This is a genomic window from Nitrospiria bacterium (assembly GCA_036397255.1).
In the GTDB taxonomy this organism is placed as follows: domain Bacteria; phylum Nitrospirota; class Nitrospiria; order DASWJH01; family DASWJH01; genus DASWJH01.
Genome location: DASWJH010000055.1, coordinates 34,041 through 57,493, shown reverse-complemented (window position 1 = coordinate 57,493; position 23,453 = coordinate 34,041). Strand labels below are relative to the sequence as shown.

The window sequence follows — 23,453 nt, the reverse complement described above, 5'->3', positions numbered from 1 at the left end:
GAATTACTCAGCAACTGTATAAAGTTTGTGACCCCTTTCCTACACCCCAATCACAAATTATAAAGGTAGATTATATCCGTATCCTGGATGTTCCCCAGATTCCTTAGCTTCCCTTCTTCAACCTTATTCTTGACCTTTATGACTTGCCCGGGTTTAATCAAGCTAAGTACTTTCTGAAAAAAAAAGAGGTGTTTTTACATCAGGAAAAAATTTTCCCGGATTTCAAGGCGGGGGAGGAACTTTTTTTTCAAAGAATTTTTTGAGAAAGATTTGTTGGAAATTTTATTTAATATCTGAAAGTAAATGAAATTGGGTGCCTTTCAAATAATGGCTCCTGGAACCAAGCCTCCGGATTATGTTAAACTAAAACTTTTACTCGAAGATTAAATGATCGGCAAGATTTTTTTGAGTTTATTCATAGTGGGTTGAGGCTTTTCATCTTCTATCGGTTATCAATCAGGAAGGGGAGGCGGAGGCCATCCGGACCGAGGATGGAATACCCTACTCCTATCCCATTTTTTTCAACCTTGATGAAAAAGGGCTTTGGAAGTTAAGGGGGTTTTAGAAAAAATAGATGAGTTTAAATCGAAAAAAATTTAACCTGATTTTGCTTTTTACGTTGGTTTGTTGGTTTGCCGGTGGATCCAAATTTGTAGAAGCGGGATACCGGGGACCGTTTGAAGGACGGATAGTAGACCAAGAGACCTTAGAGCCAATCCAAGGAGCGGTGGTTTTTGTAGAATGGCATAAAGAAAAGTTAACCCCCGTTCATCCTGTTCAGGAATTCTATGATGCGGCGGAAGTTCTAACCGATGAAAATGGAGAGTTTTATGTTCCAAAAAAGTGGTCTTGGAACCCATGGACTAGCTTGATGGCGTATTCAAGGGTCATCCTCTTTAAAGCAGGGTATGGGTCTGTTACCATTTCCCATTGGCCAGGTTTAAAGGATCTGGCGGAAGAGATGAAAACCTTTGATGTTGAGACAAGAAAGAAAGCAGGACCCGAACTATATTTTGATATTCTTTTCGAAGAAAGGTCCTCCAAAAAAGATCTCCCAATTTTCTTACTTAAAAAACTAACTTTAAAGGAAGAAAGTTTGAAAAACCGACTTGGTTTAGATCCAGGTTCAGAGGTACCTAAGGAAAAGAAAATCCTAATTTTGAAAGAAATAGAGCGTGATAAAACTTTTACCAAAAGAGCAATAAAAAATGAAAAAAAATAGTACTCCAAAAATTTTCTTCTTTATTTGCTTTTTAATCCCTAACTTATTTATTGAGCACGTTTTTGCGTGGAAAATACCTACACATGAATTGCTGTCAAGGGAAGCAGTAGTAGCCTCAAATTTGAATAATGGGGTTTTACAATCACTGGGGTTTGAAAATTTGGAAACAGAAATTACCGGTAATAACTTTAATAATGAGACGGTTAACCAAAACATCATAGAGTGGGTTGAGAGCGGAGCTAGATTTGAAGATGCAGGCAATCTTTTAACAGGGCGGTTGTATAACCACTTTCATAACCCTTTATTGGAATGGCCTTTCGCAGGGTTGAATGATGATATTATTGGTTTTCCCCTTCAAGGAGAATCTTCGGTTCTTTGGGCGCAAAACGCAACTATTTTAGAAAACCCTGACTGGTCGTGGTGGGGAATTCGGGAGTCTTTCTTTCAAGGCCTGACATCCATAACGTCAAGTGAAAGGGAAGCTCAATTCGCTCGAGTATTTGCTGGACTTGGACATATGATTCACCTAGTACAGGATGTAGCTCAACCTGATCATGTCCGAAATGATGCTCACGCTTTTGATTTCTTTTTAGTGCAGGGAATGGAACACTGGGCAAAGGTAAACCCCGATGATATTGAGGATTTCGTTAGCATTCCAGATTTCCCGAATTTATCTTTAGATAGCCCTATCAATAATCTAGCCCCTTTGGCTAGGTTTTGGGATACTGATCAATATGACGGTACATCCAACACGGAAGGTCTAGCTAAAGGGCTTACAGTAGGATTGGCCGAATACACCAACCGAAATTACTTTAGCGAAGATACTATCGATTCTTCTGACTCACACCACCAATTCCCATTTCCTTCCGTTGATATCCAGAATTACCACGTTTGTGCTGATGACCCTCCTCCCAGTTCCTTTGGAAGTAAGCGTTGGTATATTAGTCGTGACCCATGTGATTCCACAGACGGAATTGACCATTTTCTGGCTCAGAGCCTCCTTCGTGATGTGGTTAACCAACAACCGGTTGAGATTACTTCCGCAATGCAGATCGATAATAGGGTCCGTAGGGATTATGCAAGCGACCTGATTCCCCGGGCCGTCGGCTACTCAGCCGGTCTTATCAATTACTTTTTCAGAGGGCAACTTGCTGTTGAGCCGGTGAATGATACCCATTTAAGGGTGTACAATCAATCTTCTGAACCCTTAAATTCAGGCACCATCGAACTTTTCTATGATAATCCCCAAAATCAAAGGGTTCCGATTACGGCAAGCCCTTTTGTGATTTCAGCCCCAATTGCCCCTGGTCAAACCTCCGACTCTATTCCCTACATTCCACCTTTGGATAACGCTAACCCCGGGAGGTACTGGGCAGTATTTAGCGGGACTTTAGGGGCCGAAAATAACGCTGTCATTGGGTCTTTCGGTTTTCTGTGGCAGGAGGAATGGGATAATGGGATTACCGGTAATCACTCCTGGTGGCACATGGCAACTGATCCGATTTACATTAATTCCCTAGATCCTGGAAGTGTTATTAATACAGAAACCAGCAACGGCATTCTGACCATGGAAAATTCCCGCGTCCCCCAATTTTTGTATGCAGACCCGGATACTGGAATTGTCTACTATGGCTATCCCGACAATCAGGTTAATGAATCGATTGTTGGGGTGTTCGATTATATTGGGTCAAATGACGAGATATATTTTGATGGGTTTCCAATTCCCGTTACACCCGAAACAGAAGTCCATGTTAAGGTCAATGAGATGACCACATTAGGGCAACCCCCTCCCCCCCAGTGTGCCTATCAGGGTCAAAATGGAGCATTCCAACATATCAGTATTGACTTTAACCAAGACTTTTTCGTAGGGCCTGATATTGAATTGACCATTTCAGGTCAGCAGTTTATTGCAGGAGATACATTTAAGCCGGTTTTTATTTCCATTGGCCAGGAAACCCGTCTGAATATTTATCAGGCTTTGCAGGACCGTGGGGTGGTAATTACCCCACCTCTTGAGATAACCCATATTGGAATGACTCAGCAATTGTTTGAGGTGTGTGATCCCTTCCCTACACCTCAATCCCAGATGATGGAGATTGAATATATCCGCATCCTGGACGTTCCCCAAACTCCTTAACCCCCCACCTCTTAATCTACTTTTTTACCCTTTTCATAGATTTCGTTTTGTTGAATCCCATTTTCTCCTATTAATAGAAGTGGTTTTTTAAAAAATATTTTCACCTGTTTTCCTAAGGGTTATTTTCCCCTCCCGATTAAAAAGAAGATTGAATAGGTTACTATTCTATTTAACCCACCAAACAATAAATTTTTTGAATAAAATGTATTGTTTCCATGGAAAACAGCAGGGGGATTCCCCTGATCGACGGTTGGGTTGGGTCTTTGGATTGGGATTCTAAGGAATTTAAAATGGGGAGATTTCTCTTGATGAGCTTATTTTCATTATACTATAATCTCTATTTAACCTCTTAATACAAAAGGAAAAGGTTCGGGTTTTAATGAAACGGTTATTTCTCCATGAGAACCATAAAGCGTACGGAGCGGAATTTGGCCCTTTCGGGGATTGGGAATTGCCACTCCACTATGGTTCCCTTGAAAAAGAGCCAGTCCAGGTCCGAAAAACCGGAGGGATCATTGACCGGTCTTTTATGGGGAAACTCTTGATTGCCGGAAGTGACCGGCTCTCTTTTCTTCAAGGGATGGTGACAAACGATGTTAAACAGGTCACTCCCGAAAAGGGAATCTATAGCCTGGTGGTGACGGTCAAGGGAAAGATCGTTGCCGATTTTCTGGTTCTGGGTTTGGAGGAAGCCTTTCTCCTAGTGCTTCAACCGGAGTTAAGCGAAAAAGTTCAAACCCATCTGGATAAGTTTGTGATTGCATCGGATGTCAATTTGCAAGACGTCAGCGGCCAATGGGGTCTTTTTTCCGTCTACGGTCCATCGGCCCCTGTGCTTTTAAAAGGGGTGCTGGGAAAAGAAATTACCCAAAAGGACCCTTTGTCGGTTGAGGTTCATACCTGGAACGGTCACAACGTTTGGCTAATTCATCAACAGGAGTTGGGAACCCTCGGTTTTGATATTCTGATACCCCAAGAGCAGGCAATTTCTTTATGGGAAGAATTAAGGTCAAAAGGAGGCGACTTGGGTATCGCCCCTTTTGGCTGGAAAGCCTATGAGGTCCTTCGGATCGAAGGGGGGGTCCCACGGTATGGATATGAATTGGACGAAAGCGTATTTCCATTAGAGGCGGAGGTGGAGAATGCAGTGAGTTATGATAAAGGGTGTTTTCTGGGACAGGAAACCATAACCCGGATGAAGTTTCGTGGGCACGCGAATCGGCTTCGAATTGGGTTTGAAGCGGGGGGGAAGGAACCTCCGAAAAAAGGAGACCCTATACTATGTGAAGGAAAGGAAACCGGTTGGGTAACCAGTTCTGCATTCTCACCTTTTTTACAAAAAGTGGTGGGAATGGGATTTATCCGCAGGGATTTTACGGCCCCGGGAACACCCCTGAAGATCAAAATGAAATCCGGTGAAACCGAAGGAAAGGTATGCTCGCTTCCCTTGGTGGGTTTGAAAGAAAAAACGGGTTAACATAATAATTATAAAAAAGGAGATTTGGCGTGGAAAATATCCAGCAACAGTTTAGCGGTGATTGGGCCCTAATCCTTGGGGCGTCCAGCGGTTTTGGAGAAGCTGCGGCCCTAGAGTTGGCCCGGGTTGGGTTCAATATTGCTGGCGTTCATCTGGATCGCCGTTCAACCCTTCCCAATGTGGAGCGGATTGTGCAGAGCATCCAAGCTGAGGGAAGGGAGGCTTTATTTTTCAATGTGAATGCTGCAGATTCCAGCAAACGTCATGAGGTAATTGAAACTTTGGAAAAAAAATTTAAGGAATCGCCCCCCCAACCTCTTTTAAGAGTTTTTTTGCATTCGCTCGCCTTTGGTACCCTCAAACCGTATATTGCCCCCAAGGCTGGGGAAGCGATTACGGATTCCCAAATGGGAATGACATTGGATGTGATGGCCCATAGTTTGGTTTACTGGGTCCAAGATCTGATGTCTTCCCAATTGATGGGAAAAGGAAGCCGGATTTTTGCACTTACCAGTTCCGGTGGATCCCGGGTTTGGCCTACTTATGGTGCTGTTTCTGGCGCAAAGGCGGCTCTAGAATCTCATATCCGTCAGTTGGCCCTTGAGTTGGCTCCTTTTGGTATCACCGCAAATGCCATTCGGGCAGGGGTTACCGATACCCCTGCACTTCGAAAAATTCCCGGACATGAGCGGATGATCAAAGAGGCTCAGCAGAGAAACCCTTCCGGACGCCTCACGACTCCCTTGGACGTAGCCCAGGCCATGGTCATGTTAGCCAGTCCAACCGCTCATTGGGTGACCGGCAATGTCATTGGGGTGGATGGGGGAGAGGATATTGTGGGATAGTTTGGTAATTCTATTAAACCGAATTGTGGAAAAAAGAGTAAACTGGATTTTTTTCAAAAATATTCTATAATTTTAATTATTGGGAAAATACCTTCAATGCTCCTGATAAGGATTCCTGAGAATGACCCTTTTATTAAATGCCACTTATGAGCCTCTCCGGGTTTTAAATTGGAAGCGTGCGATAACGCTCCTTTGGCAGGGGAAAGTTGAAGTTTTAGAAGTATATGATCAGGAGATTCGGGGTGTTTCCATTACCATTAAATTACCTTCTGTTTTACGCCTATTAAGAGTGGTCAAGGTAAAAAACTGGCACCGTGCGGTGAAATTTTCACGAGCCAATATCTTTTTAAGAGACCGTTATTCTTGCCAGTATTGCAAAAAACGATTTCGAACAGAAGATCTGACTTTTGATCATGTTGTTCCCATTGCGCGAGGAGGGAAAAAAACATGGGAAAATATTGTGACTGCCTGCATTAGATGCAATAATAAAAAAAGCGGGCGGACGCCGGTAGAGGCGAGAATGAAACTCATTAAAAAACCTGAAAAACCCAACTGGCAGCCTTCCCTGACCATTACCATTGGGATAAAAAATGCCCCGGAAAGTTGGCGTGATTATCTGTATTGGAACCTTGAACTCGATAACGACTCTGATCCCGATACTTCGTGAGAAATTCCCCCTTCTTATCCCCTCGGAATTTCTAAGAATGGTTTTTCCCTTCGATTAATACCGTAAAGTCCTCCCAATTTGTTTTTAATAGACACCTCCAAACGGACCGGAATATTGTTTTTGAATTACACCTTTTTCTTTTATTAGGTGAACCGAAAAAAAGGGGTTCAATCTCATTGGCAGGGGTGTGATCGTTGACCGGCGGATGCTTGTCTGATGTAGTCTCTGACCATTTGGGCTACATTTTCATAGGGAAACCGGCTTGGAAGGGAATCCCCTTCGGGATTGGTATATTTTAATGCCGTGGTCAGAGACCCACCTTGAAAACCTTGAGACATCCAGCGGCCGAGGCCCCTTCCATCATAAACGTTGAGACGGCTGGCCAGTTGTTCCATGGGAACTTGAGGGATTTTTGGCCGGGTGATGGTTTCGGCCCAACTGTAATAGCGATACTCTAAGTCGTAACAAAACCCTTCTGAATGAATCTGGACGATTAAAAATAAATTTCCCTGACAGTGGTGATCAATGGCATATTTGGATGGCCTTTTTCCACAGACCAAAACGGTTAAACTTTCTTTTGGAAATTCTTTTCGAAGAACCTCCCCCTTTTCAAATTGTTCAAAAGAGTTTTCAATTTTTATATATTCAGAAAGCCAAAATTTCTCGTATGCACTGAGATTGGAGAGAAGCAAAGGGAGCTGTTCTAGTAATTTTTCGTAGCAGAATTGATCCTTCTTTTCATCTCTCCATTCCCTCATGGTTTCTGCAAAGGGAGATTCCGGGGATTCCCGGAAGGCGGTGACCAGGAGGTTGAATTGAACCGCCTTCGGCTGGGTGAATTGAGAAAAATCCCCTACCTCAGCTGCAGCGATCAGAAATTCTTTATGGGGTAAAGCCTGGGACGGGGAAAGAAGCACCCAAAGGGCCAAAAGACCATCCGTATCAAAATGGTTGTTGGATAGAATATCGCACTTTTGAATATATTTTTCTGAGTGAGGATGGGTGATAAATTTAATAGCAATTTCCGTGGAGGTGTCTGCGGTGAAAACCTCAGGGGTTTGATTGCCTTTCCAGTGGCTTAAATGAAAGCTATTGGGAACAATTCCATCTACGGAGATTTTCGTTTCACTGAGAATTTCAGGGGAATAATAAATAAATTTCATAAGGGACCTTTTTGAAGAAGTGTTTCAATCCAATGGTTAATTTTATTTAATTCAGGTTGTCGTTGTGTTTTGGAATAAATCACCTGAAGGTTTCGGAGCATTCGGGCCAAAATTGTCTGATCGGAAACCTTCTCCAAAAAAGATGAATGAAATGGTATTCCTGAATTTTGCAGGAATTGGACACAGTCTTGAACCTTTAATAGGGCTCCCTTATGATAGGGATCGATTAAGAACTTTTGGGTCTCCTTTTCATAGCCGAGGATAAAATGAATCGGCATGCCAATTCCAAAAATGGGGAGATTTAAGCGCCGGCCCAGGAATAAATAAATGGCAGAAAGACTAATGGGGATTCCTTTTCTTCGATCTATGACACGATTCAAATAACTGTTTTCCGGATCATGGTAGCTCAAGGCGTTTCCATGAAACCGCTCTTTTTCAAATAAAAAAATATTGAATCGATGAATAATTTCAAGGGGTTGTTGAGTGTCTCCCAAAGATTTTTTCAAATCTTCTGCCATTTGATTTAAAGTGGATCGATAAAAGCTGATTTCCATTTTGGGGTATTGGCTTTTGGCCAAGAGAAAAGCTCCATCCTCGAGGTTTATTTCAGAAGATTCAGATAAGTAAGCGCTGAATTGTTCTTCAAACTCCATCTGATCCATTTCAGCTAGAATGGGGCCTAATTTTTTTTGAACAGGGTTGGGTTTAGTTTTTAATGCCCGTTTAAGATTGACTAGAGAGTCTTCTCCAATTTCCTTGAGTTTTTGTTTTACCAAGGTTACGGTATGTGGATCAGAATCGGTGAGGAGCATAATCAGGGCTTCTATTTCTTTATGGGAGAGGTTAGACATTAATTTGATTTTTCCTTTCAAAGAGTCTCTATTTTCATGCTAACAAGTTTATTCCCTGGATTCAAGGAAGGTTTTGTCCTTTTTGTTTGCATTAAAGCAGAAATTTACCATACAATGCCTTTTGTTTATTTTCTTGCCCTATTGAAGGGTTGGATCAGCTTCAAATTCAGGGCAACATAAAGAAGAGGACCCATTTCTTCTAAAACCCTTCCAGATGGGAAGTGGAGGATTTCTTTAACAAAGTGCAGATAATGGGGAGGCCGGGCCCTGTGCAGCAAGGCCTTATGAACCCCGTCAGGTCCGGAAGGAAGCAGCGGTAAGTAGGTCCCCTTGGGTGCCGCAGGTTTGCCTGGTCTCCCCATTATCTGCACTCAACCGGAAACAGGAGAAAGGATGGATAAGAGCTATCAAGTTTCTGCTCGGAAGTGGCGGCCAAAATTATTTGAAGAGGTGATTGGCCAAGGCCATATTACCCAAACCCTTCAAAATGCCGTTCAAAGTGGGAGGGTGGCCCATGCCTATCTTTTCTCAGGTGAAAGAGGGGTTGGTAAAACAACCGTGGCCAGAATTTTTGCCAAGGCGTTGAATTGTGAGAAAGGACCCACCATCAACCCTTGCAATGATTGTGTGACCTGTCGGGAAATCTGGGATGGGATGGCCATCGATGTCATCGAGATTGACGGAGCATCCAATACCGGTGTGGATGATATCCGGGAGCTTCGAGAAGCGGTCAAGTACATTCCTGTCAGAGGAAGATATAAAGTCTATATCATTGATGAAGTCCATATGTTATCAACCTCTGCTTTTAATGCACTCTTAAAAACCTTGGAAGAACCCCCCGACCGGGTGATTTTTTTGTTTGCTACGACGGAATTACATAAGATTCCACCCACGATTCTTTCCCGCTGTCAGCATTTTACGTTTAAACGAATTCCTTTTGAGGAAATGATTCGACACCTACAAGGGATTGCAGTTGAGGAAAAAATTGAGATGGAAGAGGGGGGGTATAGGCTGATTGCACGTGCCGCTGAAGGGAGTATGAGGGATGCATTGAGTATTTTGGATCAATCGGTGGCCTTTTGTGGTCAGAAAGTGGATTTGGAAAACTTAAGAACTTTACTGGGCATTGTGAACCAACAGATACTGGAAAGGACCATTCATGCGCTACATCACCAGGACACGTCGGATGTTATGGCACTGGTTAATGACCTGGTAGCCCATGGAACAGATTTGCGAAAGTTTTTAGGTGATTTAGTTGAATATATCCGAAATCTTTTAATGATCAAGGTCTCGACCGATCCCTTTTCTTTAGTGGATTTACCCCGTGAAGAAGTGGAGCATTTAAAACAAATTGTGGCTTCCCTTTCCCTGGATGAGCTTCAACGGTGGACTGGGCATTTTGTTAAAACTCAAGTAGAAATCAAACTGTCTCTTTCACCCCGGTTTTCCCTGGAGTTGGCCTTGGTCAAGGCAACGCGAATGGTGAGGACCACCTCCCTGGAGGATCTGATCCAACGGCTTCATGCCATGGAAAAACGTTTGACCGATTTAAATAATAATCTTGTTGGGGAAGAATTCAAAGGTGGGGATCGTTCCTCTGAAAAAGTCCAGAGGGTGTCGCCTAAACCTGCTTCATCAGATGAGGCTGTCCCTCCTGAATTGTTTTTGGAGAAATGGAATCTAATTCTCAAGCGGATTAAAGAAGAAAAACCCAATTTAGGATCTTATTTGGAACAGGGAAGAGTCGTTGATTCCGGTCCGGATAAGGTTACCATTGGCTTTCCTGAAAATTCCTCTTTTTTGATGAAATTGGTTCAAAAGGAGGAGCATATGAAGGTTTTAGAAAGGACATTGGAGCAGGTAATGCAGAGGCCTTTGCCCATCAAATGGACGGTTTTGGATCCTGGATCAAAGACCGAACCGCTACCTTATATGGAAAAAAGTGAACGGGGGGGTGGGGAGGAAATGAACGATCCCATACAGACCCCGTTAATTAAAGAAACATTGGCAATGTTTGGAGGAAAAATAATCGAGGCCAAGGAAGAATAGGAGCAATCATGGCAAATAAAATGTTTGGAGACATCATGAAGCAGGCGCAAGCCATGCAAGAAAAAATGATGAAGGTTCAAGAGGAGGTGGCCAAGAAACAAGTGGAAGCCTCCTCTGGGGGGGGAATGGTAACGGTGGTTGCCAATGGAAAGCAGGAGATTCTCTCCATTAAGATTGATCCGGAGGTGGTTGATCCCAAAGATGTGGAGATGCTTCAAGATTTAATTGTGGCGGCGGTCAATGAGGCACAAAAAAAAGCCCAAGAAATGATGGCCGAGGAGGTCAAGGGGCTAACTGGGGGTTTAAAAATACCCGGTCTGTTTTAAGGTTTTCTTCATGGGGGAGCTACGGGAAAAATGAAAGTTCCGCAGACTTTCTCTAATATCTTTATTCAGGGGGTGGGGAGCCATCGAGGAAAACCTGGAGAGAGGAAAGTTTTTTTTTGGAGAAATCGTGAAATCTTTTGGAAGATTATCAGGGCAACCGGGAGCTTTATCCCAACTGGTGGAAGTATTAAAACGGTTACCAGGGATTGGACAAAAGTCGGCCCAACGGTTAGCCTTTTATTTCATGAGAATGACCCAACAGGATGTCCAAGGTATCGTTCAAGCCATTTTGGATATCAAGGAAAAAGTTTCTCTATGTCGGGATTGCCATAATATTTCAGAAAATGAGGTTTGCGGGATTTGCAACGACCCCAGGCGTGACCGGACAAAGATTTTGGTAATTCAAGACCTCAATGTCTTATATACTATAGAAAAAACGGGGGATTACAAAGGGCTGTACCATGTTCTCCAGGGTATTTTATCCCCTCTGGATGGGGTTGGTCCGGACCAGTTTCAGGTGGATGATTTGATTAAACGTTTTGGAAATGGAGAAGTGAAAGAGGTGATCATTGCCACCAATCCGAACATTGAAGGGGAGGCCACTGCCATTTATCTTTCCAAATTTATAAAAGACGCAGGGATCCAGGTCTCGAGGATTGCCTATGGAATTCCAGTGGGTATGGACCTGGATTATGCGGATGAAGTTACCCTTATTAAAGCCTTAGAGGGGAGGCGTTCCTTTTGAATCCCTTGTCTCCCATTCAGGTGATATGTTATTATAGTGCGTAGGGGGCGATCGGCTTCGACGGAGATCAAGAAGCTTAGGTGGCATGCCGAGGTTCCATTGGCTCGTTAAACAAATGGAAAAATCTAAATGCAAACTCACAACCTGAGTTAGCCTTAGCTGCCTAATCGCGGCTAACATTTAATCTGCAGTTGCCTGTACTGTGGGTTGAATGTCAACAAAACAGGCTAGGTGTTTTCACGCTTGGGGTAAACACCGAGATCAACAAGCTAGCCTTGGCTTTATGCCTGCTTTTGGGCGGGGGCCATTGCGAATTTAAAACAAAGGCTAAGCATGTAGAAGCCTAAAGCGGAGGGTTTTCGGACGCGGGTTCAATTCCCGCCGCCTCCACCAGTTTAAAAAGCCCGGGAAACCGGGCTTTTTTTATGGGTGGTTCATCGGACTTTTTTTATGTTAATATGCCCTGGGTCTATTTTTTTCATATAAACTAATTGAAATTCACCTTTCAAATCTATTGGAGGAATAAATGGCAAATTTTATGATTGCTTATTACGGAGGAAAACAGCCAAGCTCAAAAGAAGAGGGAATGGCCCAAATGGAAAAATGGAAGGCTTGGGTAAAAGGTCTTGGTGAAACTATAGTTAATCCAGGAACACCATTACCGGTTTCAAAAATTGTAACATCAAGTGGTGTTGAAGATGATAATGATCCAAATCCGATGAAAGGATTTGCAGTTGTTAAAGCAGGAAGCATTGAGGCTGCCAGTGAAATCGCAAAATCCGATCCGTTTTTAGAAAATGGTGGAACAGTACGTGTCTCACAAATGATGGAGATGAAATAAGACTACCTTTTTACTTCAATGTAGTATTTTGTAGTTAACCAAGAAAAAACTGTGAGTGATTGCAAACAGTTAAGTTAGCAATCACCAACTCCACCGTTTGGAAAAAAGCCTGGGAAGCCTGGTTTTTTTTATGCCACCTCCCGTGGTCCATCCGGGAACATTTTCGCATCTTTATCCACCAGACTCCTGCCAAAACCCCGTCCATATCTGTATCTGTTAACCTTCAGGATTTTATTCAAATCATTTGTGCGCTAAGCGAGGAAAAGGACCCTATTGGAATCATTTATTTTTTTAGCTTGACTTCAAATCGGTGTCTTGTTATTTTTATACCAACCGGTAGGTATGTTAACCCATGAGAACCGCACAAGAACATTCTCCTGCTAAAGAAAAACTATTGGAAGCAGCTACCCACTTAATGCTGACCAAGGGGTTTCCTGCGACCTCCTTGGAAGAGATCTGTAATTCAGCGGGTTTGACCAAGGGTAGTTTCTTCCATTACTTTGAAAATAAAGAGCATCTGGGAAAATCCGTGCTGGACCGGTATGTCGCCTTTATGCAACAGAAAATCCAGCAGGCCCCCTTTTGCAAGAAGAAGGATCCCCTTCAAAGAGTGTATGGCTATCTGGATTTTGTGATTGAGCTATCAAAGGATCCCAACTTTCAAAATAATTGTCTTTTGGGAACCTTTTCTCAGGAACTTTCCAGCACTCATCCTCAAATCCGGAAGTTATGTTCCCAATATTTCCATCAATGGACGGAGACACTTAAAAAAGATCTTGATGAAACCAAGGAAAAATATTTCCCCAAAAAGAAATTCAATAATAAGGAATTGGCCGAGCATTTTATCGCCATTCTTGAGGGATCATTTATTTTGGGAAAGGCAACCCAAGATTCTTTTATAGTTGAAAAGAACGTCAAACATTTCAAACAATATCTTAAAGTTTTATTTAAAAGGTAAAATTTCGATTGAAGAACTATTTCCATCATTTCCCAATAAAGGGTTTATTGATCAAGAGGAGGGCTTTCCATGAGATTAAAAGATAAGGTTGCCATAATTACCGGTGGAGGAACCGGTATCGGCGAAGGGATTGCAAGGTTATTTGCAAGGGAGGGAGCGAAGGTTACCATCACCGGGCGGCGAAAAGATGTGCTGGAAAAAGTGGTCAAAGACATTTCCAATAGCGGGGGAAAAGCACTGGCCGCTTCGGGAAGTGTGACGGAGGAGCAGGATGTCCAACAGGCCGTAACGTCAACGCTTACTGCCTTCGGAAAAATCGATATTTTAGTCAATAACGCAGGTAATTTATTTCATGGAGGACCTCTCCATGAAACCTCCGATCAGGTCTGGAATGAAACCCTGGATATTTTTTTAACCGGGACTTTTCGTTTCAAGCGGGCGGTGATTCCCCATATGCTGAAACAGGGGGGTGGTTCGATTATCAATATATCCACGGTTTTGGGTCTGAAAGCCGCGCCGGGGTTTCCCGCCCATGCCTATGGGGCCGCAAAATCGGGAGTGATTATATTGACCAAAAGTGTGGCCATAGAATATGCGAAAAATAAAATCCGGTGCAATTGTATCTGTCCCGGTGGGGTGGATACCCCGGGGGTGGCGCCCATGATGAGCGATCCTCAGGTGAAAGCCGGTTTTGAATCGATGCATCCCATTGGCCGGATGGGAAATCCTGAGGAAATCGGGCACGCCGCGGTTTATTTTGCATCGGATGAATCCGTTTGGACCACCGGGAGTATTCTGTCCGTTGATGGGGGAATGGCGGCACAGTAATTTAAATTACCTTTTCCAAGAGAGGACAAAAGAGGAATCCAATGGAGAAATATAAGATGAGCCTTTTGCAAAAGAACCGACGGTTCAGAGCGTTCTTACTGATCACCATTTTGATGGGGTGGACGATTCTGTTGATCCAACCACCCATAGGATCCGCAGCCCTTTCTTCAGGTAAAACTCCTGAGGAAATGGGAAGATACATTTTTGTGACTCAGGAGGAGATGGATGAAGGATTTGGCGATGATGAAATCAGCATGGACATGACACTGATCAATGCAGCCGGAGAACAAAGCCAGCGCAGGATGGACCGGTTGACCTTTGAAATGAAGAAGGATGGGGATAAAACACTAATGACTTTCCAGCATCCCCTGGATATTAAGGGAACAGGTTTATTAACTTTTGAGCATATTCAAGGGGAAGACGACCAATGGCTGTATCTTCCCGCCCTGAAACGGGTCAAGCGAATTGCCTCGAAAAATAAAAGCGGAAGTTTCGTGGGTTCTGAGTTTAGTTATGAGGACTTATCTTCCAATGAACCAGAGAAATATAATTACAAATATCTTCGCGAGGATATCTACCAAGATCAATCGGTTTGGGTGGTGGAGCGGTACCCGAAGGATCCCAATTCCGGTTATACCAAAATCGTTACCTGGGTCAACCAATCCAACTTTCAAACCGTCAAACAAGAATTTTTTGACCGAAAGGGATCACCTCTCAAGATTCAATATTACAATAAGATCAGACAATATTTGGAAAAATTTTGGAGGCCCAATGAAATCATTATGGAAAACCTCCAGACCCAAAAAAAGACCGTTTTAAAATTTGAAGAATGGAGATTTAGACAAGGTCTCAAAGAATCATTTTTTACCAAGCGGTCATTAGAGCGGCAGCGATAGGCAAACACAGACCACCCAAAGAAATAAAAACCCAACGGATCACGGGGAAAATTTCTGTGCCCTTATGAAGAAGGGTAGAATGAAACTGAATAATTCAACCAACAACGGACAGGCTTTTCCTGAACGGTTAGGAAGGCTGGTGGTTCAATACCGCTGGTGGATGGTGGCCCTTCCCATTCTCCTTTCCCTAGGGGTGATTCTAACTGGGTTACCCAAAGCAGGGTTTAATTCCAGTTACCGGGTCTTTTTTAGTAAGGATAACCCTCAACTCAATGCGTTTGATGATTTTCAAGCCATTTATACCAAGGATGACAACATAACGGTCGTCATCCATCATCCTCAAAAGCCTGTTTTTTCCAACGAAGTTCTTGAGACGGTTCAAGATCTCACGGCTGGTTTATGGAAAACCAACTATGTTACCCGTGTGGATTCCATAACCAATTTTCAGCATACAGAGGTTTTTGAAGATGAACTAAAGGTCGATGATTTGGTTCCCCAACTTCCCCTTTCGAAGGGGGACCTGAAAATTAAAGAGGCCATTGCCCTTGAAGAACCCCTTCTGAAGGGGTTCCTTTTATCCCATGATGGGCGGGTGACTCAAATTAATGCCAGGGTGCTTTTCCCTCCTCTTGAGGAGAATCCTAATATCGCCAGCGTCATTTACTCCCTGGTAGAGGAGTTGGTATATCTGGAAAGAGAAAAACACCCGGAAATTGATTATCGCCTCAATGGCGTGGTGGCCACCAATACGGCTTTTTCAAGGACCCCTGAAGCTGAAATGAAGAAAATGATGCCGATCATGCTGGGCCTTGTGATTATTGGGCTAATCGTTCTGGTGAGATCAACCGCCGGGGTGGTGTTTCCCCTCCTTATTGTCTTTTTATCCATCATCTTTACCGCGGCAATTTCCGGGCATTTCGGAATTTTATTGACCCCGGTTTCTGCTGCCTTCCCCCAAATTTTATTATCCGTGGCAATTGCTTACTCGATTCACGTTGTGGTGAGTTATGCACGGCTAAGGAGGAACGGTCTTACCCAGGAAGAAGCGGTTCAGGGGGCCTTGCAAAAAAACTTTTTCCCAATTTTTTTAACTGCTTTAACCACCGCCATCGGGTTTCTTTCCATGGTTCTGAATGAGGTTCCCCCCGTGCGACATCTGGGCATTTTGGTAGGAAGTGGGGTCCTCTTTACATTTGTGATTTCCGTCACCCTCCTGCCCGCTTTGTTGACCATTTGTCCTTGTGGCATAAAACCCTTGAAAAAATCCCATAATACAGAGGGAGGGGAAGTTACTCCTAGAGAATGGACAGACTGGTTGGGGGACTTGGTGACCCGGCGTTATCAATTCTTTTATTTTTTTTTCCTAGGGGTGGCTGTGGTAGGAAGTTTATTTATTTTTAGATTAGAATTGGACAACAACCCCATCAATTATTTCAAGAAGGGGACCTGGTATCGGGAAACGGCGGAATTTGTAGATGCAAACCTCACCGGGGTTTCCTATACCGATTATTCTATTGAAAGCGGTCAGCCCAATGGGGTCAGTGATCCTGCTTTTCTTGCAAAGGTTGAAGCCTTTTCGGAATATCTTATGACTTTTCCGGAGGTGGTCCATGTCAACACGATTGTTCCCATTATGAAACGATTGAACAAAAACCTCCACGGGGATAATCCCGCTTTTTACAGGCTACCCGAGACCCAAGAATTGTCCGCCCAGTATTTACTGCTTTATACCTTATCCCTTCCTTTTGGATTGGACCTGACCAACCAGATCAATGTGGACTATTCCAGCACCCGTGTTACGGCTACCATGAAAAAAACACCGGGCAAGCGGCACCGAGAGATTTTGAGTGATGTGGCATCATGGATGGGAACCCATTATCCGGAGATCGAAGCACAGGGGACTGGGGCTTGGGTCATGTTTACTTTTTTAAGCGACCGGGTCATCCGCGGAATGCTCATGAGCTTGTTTGTGGCACTTTTATTAATTACCCTGGTTTGCATTTTTACATTTAAGTCCATTCGTTTGGGATTGTTGAGCCTCGTGCCCAATGGTTTACCCATTGTATTGACATTCGGGGTTTGGGGGATGCTGGGAGATCATGTAGATTTTGCGGTATCCATTGTGGCCACCGCTGCTTTGGGAATTATCGTGGATGATACCATTCATCTGTTGGTTCGTTATCAACGAAATAAAGAAAACGGATTGGAAAGCGGCCCGGCGTTCCAGCACGCTTTGGGAGATGTGGGCCATGCCTTATTATTCACCTCGATTATTTTAACCATCGGATTCGGTTTGTTCATGCTTTCGGGTTTCCGGATTAACTCCAGTTTAGGGGCGATGATCAGCTTCTCAATTGTCCTGGCCTTAATTTATGACTTCTTTTTCCTCCCGGCCCTGTTGATGAAATTCGATCAAAAAAAAGTTAAAATAGCCCGTCCTAATTTTTGAACCTGTTGAGAATTACTCAAAATGAATGTCCCATGAGAGAGCTATTTTCCCCCCTTATGGTTTTTCGGACCGGTAAAAGAGTGACCTGCTTCCCTCACCCGATTAGCGAATCCTTTCAACATTTCTTAAAAGTCAGTTTTCTGGCAATGGTCCTTATCCTTTTTCCTTTTTGGGGAAAAATAGCTTGGGGTATCGACCATGATTTGAAAATAGAAACCAGTGTGCAGTTTTTTGTTTTCCCTTATCCCGGGAAGGGAGACCAGGATGAATTTGTTTCTTCCGTTCAGGTCAAACCGGACCTGGCCTTATTTTTTAGCGAGTCTCTTCAGTTGACCGTAGCGCCTCGCTTCCGGGTGGGTATAACCGATCCTGAATATCATTTATTCTCCCCAGATGATATTTATCTTGAATATGTAAGAGAGAGTTACGAATTTCGGTTTGGGTATCAAACTTTTTTTTGGGGAACGGTGGAGTCTGCCAATATTGTCGATATTCTTAATCAAGAGGACTATATCGGAGATTTTTTTGATCCTGACAAACTGGGGGAACCTTCCCTTCGCGCCAGGTTTTTAATCGGTGAAAACCGGTTTGATTTTTTTCAGTTTTTCTATTTTACTCCAGCACCCATTCCCGGAAAGGTGAACCGGTTTAATTTTTTTGATGGGACTCGAAATATATCTGGTGATGCCATTTACACCCATTCGGCAAAACGTTTTCGCCAGCAGTTTGCCTTACGGTGGGAGCGTACTTTCGGTTCTGCCGATGTTGGGCTCTCTTATTTTAACGGGTATGAAAAGTTTCCCATTATTTTTCTGGCTCCTGGGGAGGAAAATGCCCAAGTGTTTTATTACGAAATGCAGCAAGCAGGGGTTGACCTTCAAATGAGTTTAGGAAATTGGTTGATCAAAGGAGAAACCCTTTTCCAAGAGACCGGTGCGGCGGGGATATTAGACCGGTCCAGGCTGCTACCCAATGGAGCAGTGGTGACTCAGAATCTGGTTCCGGAAGACCATGCGGCCTTGGTGGGGGGGGTTGAGTATACTTTTTTTGGGGTTTTGGGTAACAGCGATCTTGGGATGCTGGGAGAATACCTATATGATTCCGAGCAAAGTTTGGATGCGGTTGCCTTTAGGCCTTTCCAGAATGATCTTTTTATGGGGTTCCGCTGGTCCCGGAATAATTCGGGTGACGGAGAAATTTTATGGGGTGTGACCTTGGATCTAAAAGAACAGTCTCAGATTTGGCGTGTGGAATATTCGGAACGGTTTTTTGAACGAATCAAACTGATGGTTAGAGCGGATATCATTGATGCGGACCCCAAAGACCCCATTTCTGGTTTTAACAATGATGACCGTTTCTCCTGGGAGCTTTTATATGTTTTTTAGGATTTTTCTTTTTTTAAGAGGGAAAGGGGTGTCTTTGCAAATAATCGAATGAGGAATGAACCCCTTATTTGCTTTCTTATTATTAAGAAAAGATAAATAGTAGGGTTTTTTGTTAGGTGAAAAGCGATTCTTTTAAAGATTTTATTTTGGACCAATTACAGCACTTAAACCAGTTGAATTGCCGTCCCATGTTTGGGGGGTACGGGCTATATCGTGGGAAAAAATTTTTTGGAATTATTTATAAAGGGAGGGTCTACTTCAAAACCCGGCCTTCCAACCGAACCCACTACGTGGAATGGGGTATGAAACCTTTTCGTCCAAATTCAAAGCAAATTCTGAAAAACTACTTTGAAGTTCCTCCTGATATTTTAGAAGACTCCGATCAGCTTACCCTGTGGGCTGAACAAGCCTTTCAGGCGTAAAAAAAAGGATTCGGGTATTTCAAATGGGTCATGATATGGGCACGAATTCGTTGATATCCAGTGAAAAACCTTTTTCATCCGTAAAGACCAGACGCCCATTCTTATTCGCATAGTGGAGTGATTCAAGGTTGGCGCTTTTCGGGAGAATGATTACAATATGCCCCGCGCCGGACATGAAAAAGATTCTGATCCGTTTTTCGGGTCTCTTTTCGTATTCATTTTTTCCAGAATTATAAACGAACACATGACCCTCCACGCGGATCTGATCCGCTGAGACCGCTTGAATTTCCCCCGCAAAATGCTGGTTAACGTCTTTTGGGAACAAGCGCCGGGTAATAATGTGGATTTTTTCTCCAACACTGAACACAGGTGTATTCACCGCTTCCTCCTTTTTTTACTGATTCCCAGTATCACTAAATATAGGGGTTAATTGATAACATTATATTATAAGGGTCTTCGTGTAATCGAGTGGGTAAAAATTGTTAAAAAGTGTTTAAGGTCCATACAGGGCAAGGGTCAAGTCAAAGTCATTCTGCGGTTGAAGCCTTTGAAGTATTAGAGGTTCCTGCAAAATCCAGTTCGTCATTCCCGAATGGTTTTATCGGGCCCGCCTGCCGGCAGGCAGGAATCCAGGATTCAAAAAATCAACAACTTCTGGATTCCCGCTTTCGCGGGAATGACGGGAAGGGCCTGGATTTCCGCTTTCCCCTGCCTGCAAGTGCCCGCCGGACAGGCGGGTAATGACAAAATTTACCCACTCACTTCCACGATGAGCCATATAATTTAAAAGGTCCTGATCAGTGACTCCAACCAGAGCAAAAATTTCAAGACCTCTTCCGAATTCGAATGACCCTTATCTGACAACGGGAGCAAACATCCTTTTGCGAAAGAGGAAATCCGCAGGTCGGGCAATTGATCTTCCTTCGGCGTCCCACCCGGCGATCCTCATGAAGGCGGGCTCCCACTCGTCGATCTATTTGGCGCCGGTTGAGGGATTCATCCCTCCGACCCTGCCCCTTCCGCCTGCTGACCTTCCCATTCCCTTTCCCATTTCCCTGATCCACTTTAACCTCCTTTCAGGATATCAGGCATCCCTTTCCTGGAAAAATTTCTTTACGGGTCAGTGTCCTTGATCCACCTGAACGTGGGCGGCCCAAATTCCTCGCCTCTCCTCCCATGCCTTTCTCTGTAAACCAAGTAAACGGCTCGCATATTTTAAGTTTGGAGGGTGAAGAGAAACCCTTGCATATCCCTCCTGAACCAAAAGGGCATTCACCATGACCCCATCCACATAGAGGTAACCCAAAAGCCTCTCATAATTATCTCGCTCTTTTTGGTCAAATTCCAAATAAACAGTATGTCCTTCAACCAAATGCCGATTAAACCGAAAAGCCGGAAGACCAAAGGGTTGGGGAGCTTCTCTCCATTTTCCCTTTATCTTTTTTTTTATTTCTGGAGCATCGATCCCCACATACCGAACCTTTTCCCCATTGCTCAGCTCTACGGTATCCCCATCGATCACCTTTAATACAAAAACCTCATGGCCAACCCCCGGCTCCTTATTAGTGGAATTGGCAATCCTCCTCAATCCTGAACCAAATCCATAAAAGGGATGAAAAGAAAGTGATCCTAACCCAGGAAAATCAAATAAAGGGTTTTTACATGGAATTCCATTTTGGATATTGAAGTTTCGAAAACTGTAAATGGGATTTTGCCCGTTTGCCTTTTCCAAAAACCAAAAGGAGAAAATAAAGAAAAATACAAAGCCCCACAAAAAAGAAAAATACGTTGATGTTTTTTTTCCAACATGGCAATGGATTTTTCTGGCAAAGGAAAAAAGACATTTACACGGAAAAAGGAAGGTGAGGGAAGATAAAAACACCAAAAACCTCTTTCTTGGGTAGGACTTGGATGGTTTAAACGCTTTTTACCCCATTATGACTAGGGCTTTCTTTTTTTGCGATGGTCTTCCTGTTGAATCCAGGCACCGATGACCTGTTTCGCTTTATTATTAAGGTCAACAAATTTGATCCCCATACCACCGGATATGAGGTCATTTTTCCCGTAATTTCTTCTCCATACCACCTCGCAGGTGGCGCGGACCATTGTTTTATTATCGGGAAGCACAAATTCCACGGGAAACCGCTCACCCACGATAAGGGGTGTTTTTGCCGAAACAAATAACCCCCCTTGGCTGATATTTTCCGCATATCCTAAAAAAACCTTTTTCCCATGTTCTCCCCGAACCTCAAGGACCAATAAAGGTAAACGTGGAGAAATTCTCCCGTCTAATTTTTGGGGCGCCTTCTTTTTTACGGCTGTTCCTTGCGCTTGCCTCATGGGGCTTATTCCTCCTTTTCTCTCCAAACTTTAAATGGTTTTCTTTCCCTTCAGTCCCCTCTTCAAAAACGGGAAAAATTTAAAACGATCCCCTTTTGGGCCATCAAAAATAACCTAAATCTCTATTCGAAATCCATTCACCGAATTTTAAGATCATGAATGAAAGGCAGGATAATGGGTACGTCATTAGAATTACCAAATGGTAACATCCTGCCCTGGAACCGTCAAGCGTAAGCCTTTAAATTGGGAAGGGTTTTCGGCAGGCTTTCCATATTTTCAATCTATACACCGAGCGAAACTTGACATTCAATCGGGGTGGGCTATAATTTGAGAGTTCGGTTCATCTTCCTCTCTGAAACCAAAAATCATGACAAACCCTCTTATTTTTTCAGGCTTTCTCAAAGAAAAAGACCTGATCCAAGTTTTGGAAACCTTATTGGCCAACAAGGCCACTGGAACTTTGACTCTTCAAAACCAGGGTCAAGTTAAATCCATCTCCTTGAAAGAAGGTATGATCGTTTTTGCCTCCTCAAACCTACCGGAAGACCGCCTTGGGGAAATGCTTTTAAAATCCCAAAAAATTACTCCGGAACAATATCGAATTTCTGTGGAAATTATTAAAAAAACAGGAAAGCGCCATGGCAGTGTATTGGTGGAGGAGGGATTTTTAAATCCAAAAGAAATTTTTGAAGGCCTAAAGTTTCAGGTAAAAGAAATTTTCACGAGCTTGTTTCTTTGGGAAGAAGGAGAATTTACTTTTTTAGATGGAGAACTTTCAAGGCAGGTCATTCCACTTCAACTGAAATTAGAAGATTTAATTTCCGAAGCCATCGAACGAGTCAGACAAGAGATTCACGAACCTTCCTAAAATCAGCCCAAACGTCAGCCAATCCCAAAAAGACCACAAAAAGTAGCGTCGGCCAGAAAATCAAAAGAAAAAAAGCCAAGGTTTGTAACCAATAGGAAACCCGTTTTTGGTGAAAAATGTGAATCATCAGGGCCAACCCCTGAAAAAGATAAAGAAGCATCAAAACGATCAACGCATTCCCTCCAACAACCCTTCCCGGAGAAAATGGGATAATCAGTAGGAAAACGGCCCCAATGACTCCCCAAATCAACTGATCCGGAAGGTACCAGTTTGATAGTTTTGAAAAAGGAAAAACATTTCCTCCCTTCTTAAAGTACCAATAGCGGATTAACAGAAAATTAGAAAGGATCACCAACAAGAATCCGATAAACATTAATGAGGGGATAAGCCAAAAAAGGATCTTTGCTTGAATCTCTTTTACCGCTTTTAACTGTTCAATCTGCTCCGGGTCCATTCCCGAAGTTTGATAGAATTCGATTAACCGGGCCAAAGAGTCTTCAATTTGTTTTTGCCCTGATACCAGGGGATTTTCATTTTCTCCGAGGCTTTGAATCACAACCAAACTTGCCCCCAGGATTAATGGAAATAAGGTGGAAACCAATAAAGTTTGATTAATTCCTTTTCCTTTTTGAAGCCATTCAGCAATGAGAAATGCCGGAATAACAAATCCAAAAAAATATAAAAACACCGACTCTAATCCCCAGGTTAGCAATAGAAATGAAACCAGGAATACGTTTCCAAGAAAAAAAAAGTGTCGTCCCCTTTCCAGAAGAACCAGGGTTAAGGGAGTTATGGCAAATCCACTGACCATCAAACCCAACGGCGGAATAATTTCAAGGGAGAGGAATAAAAAAGAGGAAAGAAGAAAGGCAAGGGGCCCCCACCAGGGGGATTGGGACCGAAACAAAATACCCATTCAGAACCAGTCCTTATTGGGGAGGAAAAACCCTTGGAGGGCTACCCAGATTGGAATAAAAATCTCAT

The 23,453-nt window shown here is 43.3% G+C and carries 24 protein-coding genes and 2 other RNA genes; 19 read left to right on the top strand and 7 right to left on the bottom strand.

The genetic code is table 11. The features are described 5' to 3' along the window. The first annotated feature begins 574 nt into the window (after positions 1 to 574). The 5 genes from VGB26_07740 to VGB26_07720 all read left to right on the top strand — a co-directional run bounded on the left by VGB26_07740 (position 575) and on the right by VGB26_07720 (position 6,348). On the top strand, positions 575 to 1,222 hold the full coding sequence (locus VGB26_07740; protein HEX9757678.1) for a hypothetical protein: 648 nt from the start codon (positions 575 to 577) through the stop codon (positions 1,220 to 1,222). A 160-nt stretch (positions 1,223 to 1,382) separates the two neighbouring features. Continuing rightward, positions 1,383 to 3,359 carry a hypothetical protein gene (locus VGB26_07735; protein HEX9757677.1) on the top strand — a complete coding sequence of 659 codons (1,977 nt, stop codon included), beginning with the start codon at positions 1,383 to 1,385 and terminating at the stop codon, positions 3,357 to 3,359. Positions 3,360 to 3,738: 379 nt separating this feature from the next. Continuing rightward, positions 3,739 to 4,836 (top strand): aminomethyltransferase family protein, encoded by a 1,098-nt coding sequence (locus VGB26_07730; GenBank protein ID HEX9757676.1) that lies wholly within the window; start codon positions 3,739 to 3,741, stop codon positions 4,834 to 4,836. A 29-nt stretch (positions 4,837 to 4,865) separates the two neighbouring features. Continuing rightward, positions 4,866 to 5,681 (top strand): SDR family oxidoreductase, encoded by an 816-nt coding sequence (locus VGB26_07725; GenBank protein ID HEX9757675.1) that lies wholly within the window; start codon positions 4,866 to 4,868, stop codon positions 5,679 to 5,681. 121 nt (positions 5,682 to 5,802) lie between these two features. After that, entirely contained in the window at positions 5,803 to 6,348 is a 546-nt protein-coding gene (locus tag VGB26_07720; GenBank protein HEX9757674.1) for an HNH endonuclease, read from the top strand. A 173-nt stretch (positions 6,349 to 6,521) separates the two neighbouring features. Here VGB26_07720 and VGB26_07715 read toward each other — a convergent pair whose 3' ends face one another. Then, positions 6,522 to 7,511 (bottom strand): DUF6687 family protein, encoded by a 990-nt coding sequence (locus tag VGB26_07715; protein HEX9757673.1) that lies wholly within the window; start codon positions 7,509 to 7,511, stop codon positions 6,522 to 6,524. Further along, on the bottom strand, positions 7,508 to 8,362 hold the full coding sequence (locus VGB26_07710; protein HEX9757672.1) for a transglutaminase-like domain-containing protein: 855 nt from the start codon (positions 8,360 to 8,362) through the stop codon (positions 7,508 to 7,510). Before VGB26_07710 ends, VGB26_07715 begins: the two co-directional genes overlap by 4 nt. A gap of 258 nt (positions 8,363 to 8,620) precedes the next feature. On the opposite strand from VGB26_07710, the gene ffs reads away from it, so the two are divergent. The 12 genes from ffs to VGB26_07650 all read left to right on the top strand — a co-directional run bounded on the left by ffs (position 8,621) and on the right by VGB26_07650 (position 19,261). Next, positions 8,621 to 8,720: signal recognition particle sRNA small type (ffs, locus tag VGB26_07705), an RNA gene on the top strand. A 35-nt stretch (positions 8,721 to 8,755) separates the two neighbouring features. Further along, a complete protein-coding gene (gene dnaX, locus VGB26_07700; GenBank protein HEX9757671.1) occupies positions 8,756 to 10,411 on the top strand; it encodes a DNA polymerase III subunit gamma/tau in 1,656 nt (551 codons plus the stop codon). Positions 10,412 to 10,419: 8 nt separating this feature from the next. Beyond that, positions 10,420 to 10,737: a YbaB/EbfC family nucleoid-associated protein gene (locus VGB26_07695; GenBank protein ID HEX9757670.1), complete on the top strand. Its 318-nt coding sequence runs from the start codon at positions 10,420 to 10,422 to the stop codon at positions 10,735 to 10,737. A gap of 127 nt (positions 10,738 to 10,864) precedes the next feature. Further along, the gene (gene recR, locus VGB26_07690; protein HEX9757669.1) at positions 10,865 to 11,482 is read left to right on the top strand and encodes a recombination mediator RecR; all 618 of its coding nucleotides are present in this window, start codon (positions 10,865 to 10,867) and stop codon (positions 11,480 to 11,482) included. Positions 11,483 to 11,525: 43 nt separating this feature from the next. Then, positions 11,526 to 11,875: a transfer-messenger RNA gene (ssrA, locus tag VGB26_07685) on the top strand. Between the two features lie 133 nt (positions 11,876 to 12,008). Next, complete coding sequence (locus tag VGB26_07680) at positions 12,009 to 12,323, top strand: YciI family protein (GenBank protein HEX9757668.1); 315 nt, start codon at positions 12,009 to 12,011, stop codon at positions 12,321 to 12,323. A gap of 352 nt (positions 12,324 to 12,675) precedes the next feature. After that, positions 12,676 to 13,281, top strand: coding sequence for a TetR/AcrR family transcriptional regulator (locus VGB26_07675; GenBank protein ID HEX9757667.1), 606 nt, complete (start codon positions 12,676 to 12,678; stop codon positions 13,279 to 13,281). A gap of 69 nt (positions 13,282 to 13,350) precedes the next feature. Next, positions 13,351 to 14,109 carry an SDR family oxidoreductase gene (locus tag VGB26_07670; protein HEX9757666.1) on the top strand — a complete coding sequence of 253 codons (759 nt, stop codon included), beginning with the start codon at positions 13,351 to 13,353 and terminating at the stop codon, positions 14,107 to 14,109. A 41-nt stretch (positions 14,110 to 14,150) separates the two neighbouring features. Continuing rightward, complete coding sequence (locus VGB26_07665) at positions 14,151 to 15,005, top strand: outer membrane lipoprotein-sorting protein (GenBank protein ID HEX9757665.1); 855 nt, start codon at positions 14,151 to 14,153, stop codon at positions 15,003 to 15,005. 79 nt (positions 15,006 to 15,084) lie between these two features. Further along, positions 15,085 to 17,454, top strand: a complete 2,370-nt coding sequence (locus VGB26_07660) for an MMPL family transporter (protein ID HEX9757664.1) — start codon at positions 15,085 to 15,087, stop codon at positions 17,452 to 17,454. A gap of 32 nt (positions 17,455 to 17,486) precedes the next feature. Further along, positions 17,487 to 18,839, top strand: a complete 1,353-nt coding sequence (locus tag VGB26_07655; protein HEX9757663.1) for a hypothetical protein — start codon at positions 17,487 to 17,489, stop codon at positions 18,837 to 18,839. A 116-nt stretch (positions 18,840 to 18,955) separates the two neighbouring features. Then, positions 18,956 to 19,261 carry a TfoX/Sxy family protein gene (locus VGB26_07650; GenBank protein HEX9757662.1) on the top strand — a complete coding sequence of 102 codons (306 nt, stop codon included), beginning with the start codon at positions 18,956 to 18,958 and terminating at the stop codon, positions 19,259 to 19,261. Positions 19,262 to 19,289: 28 nt separating this feature from the next. On the opposite strand, the gene VGB26_07645 is transcribed toward VGB26_07650, so the two are convergent. Beyond that, complete coding sequence (locus VGB26_07645) at positions 19,290 to 19,640, bottom strand: hypothetical protein (protein ID HEX9757661.1); 351 nt, start codon at positions 19,638 to 19,640, stop codon at positions 19,290 to 19,292. 110 nt (positions 19,641 to 19,750) lie between these two features. On the opposite strand from VGB26_07645, the gene VGB26_07640 reads away from it, so the two are divergent. Further along, positions 19,751 to 20,002: a hypothetical protein gene (locus VGB26_07640; protein ID HEX9757660.1), complete on the top strand. Its 252-nt coding sequence runs from the start codon at positions 19,751 to 19,753 to the stop codon at positions 20,000 to 20,002. Positions 20,003 to 20,085: 83 nt separating this feature from the next. Here VGB26_07640 and VGB26_07635 read toward each other — a convergent pair whose 3' ends face one another. The 3 genes from VGB26_07635 to VGB26_07625 form a co-directional block, all read right to left on the bottom strand. Next, on the bottom strand, positions 20,086 to 20,325 hold the full coding sequence (locus VGB26_07635; GenBank protein ID HEX9757659.1) for a hypothetical protein: 240 nt from the start codon (positions 20,323 to 20,325) through the stop codon (positions 20,086 to 20,088). A gap of 56 nt (positions 20,326 to 20,381) precedes the next feature. Continuing rightward, positions 20,382 to 20,849 carry a thermonuclease family protein gene (locus VGB26_07630; GenBank protein ID HEX9757658.1) on the bottom strand — a complete coding sequence of 156 codons (468 nt, stop codon included), beginning with the start codon at positions 20,847 to 20,849 and terminating at the stop codon, positions 20,382 to 20,384. Between the two features lie 353 nt (positions 20,850 to 21,202). After that, on the bottom strand, positions 21,203 to 21,601 hold the full coding sequence (locus VGB26_07625; protein ID HEX9757657.1) for a PilZ domain-containing protein: 399 nt from the start codon (positions 21,599 to 21,601) through the stop codon (positions 21,203 to 21,205). 367 nt (positions 21,602 to 21,968) lie between these two features. On the opposite strand from VGB26_07625, the gene VGB26_07620 reads away from it, so the two are divergent. Further along, positions 21,969 to 22,469 (top strand): DUF4388 domain-containing protein, encoded by a 501-nt coding sequence (locus VGB26_07620; GenBank protein ID HEX9757656.1) that lies wholly within the window; start codon positions 21,969 to 21,971, stop codon positions 22,467 to 22,469. Here the strand turns inward: VGB26_07620 and VGB26_07615 are convergent. Next, complete coding sequence (locus VGB26_07615; protein HEX9757655.1) at positions 22,441 to 23,385, bottom strand: DUF2232 domain-containing protein; 945 nt, start codon at positions 23,383 to 23,385, stop codon at positions 22,441 to 22,443. The two genes, VGB26_07620 and VGB26_07615, sit on opposite strands and share 29 nt — an antisense overlap. Positions 23,386 to 23,453: the final 68 nt, after the last annotated feature.

Bases quoted from the DNA above. Each gene is read 5' to 3' on its own strand.
- VGB26_07740 (HEX9757678.1), top strand. From the start codon at position 575: ATGAGTTTAAATCGAAAAAAATTTAACCTGATTTTGCTTTTTACGTTG.
- VGB26_07730 (HEX9757676.1), top strand. From the start codon at position 3,739: ATGAAACGGTTATTTCTCCATGAGAACCATAAAGCGTACGGAGCGGAA.
- VGB26_07720 (HEX9757674.1), top strand. From the start codon at position 5,803: ATGACCCTTTTATTAAATGCCACTTATGAGCCTCTCCGGGTTTTAAAT.
- VGB26_07715 (HEX9757673.1), bottom strand. From the start codon at position 7,511: ATGAAATTTATTTATTATTCCCCTGAAATTCTCAGTGAAACGAAAATC.
- VGB26_07710 (HEX9757672.1), bottom strand. From the start codon at position 8,362: ATGTCTAACCTCTCCCATAAAGAAATAGAAGCCCTGATTATGCTCCTC.
- dnaX (HEX9757671.1), top strand. From the start codon at position 8,756: ATGGATAAGAGCTATCAAGTTTCTGCTCGGAAGTGGCGGCCAAAATTA.
- VGB26_07695 (HEX9757670.1), top strand. From the start codon at position 10,420: ATGGCAAATAAAATGTTTGGAGACATCATGAAGCAGGCGCAAGCCATG.
- VGB26_07680 (HEX9757668.1), top strand. From the start codon at position 12,009: ATGGCAAATTTTATGATTGCTTATTACGGAGGAAAACAGCCAAGCTCA.
- VGB26_07675 (HEX9757667.1), top strand. From the start codon at position 12,676: ATGAGAACCGCACAAGAACATTCTCCTGCTAAAGAAAAACTATTGGAA.
- VGB26_07670 (HEX9757666.1), top strand. From the start codon at position 13,351: ATGAGATTAAAAGATAAGGTTGCCATAATTACCGGTGGAGGAACCGGT.
- VGB26_07665 (HEX9757665.1), top strand. From the start codon at position 14,151: ATGGAGAAATATAAGATGAGCCTTTTGCAAAAGAACCGACGGTTCAGA.
- VGB26_07660 (HEX9757664.1), top strand. From the start codon at position 15,085: ATGAAACTGAATAATTCAACCAACAACGGACAGGCTTTTCCTGAACGG.
- VGB26_07655 (HEX9757663.1), top strand. From the start codon at position 17,487: ATGAGAGAGCTATTTTCCCCCCTTATGGTTTTTCGGACCGGTAAAAGA.
- VGB26_07625 (HEX9757657.1), bottom strand. From the start codon at position 21,601: ATGAGGCAAGCGCAAGGAACAGCCGTAAAAAAGAAGGCGCCCCAAAAA.
- VGB26_07620 (HEX9757656.1), top strand. From the start codon at position 21,969: ATGACAAACCCTCTTATTTTTTCAGGCTTTCTCAAAGAAAAAGACCTG.
- VGB26_07615 (HEX9757655.1), bottom strand. From the start codon at position 23,385: ATGGGTATTTTGTTTCGGTCCCAATCCCCCTGGTGGGGGCCCCTTGCC.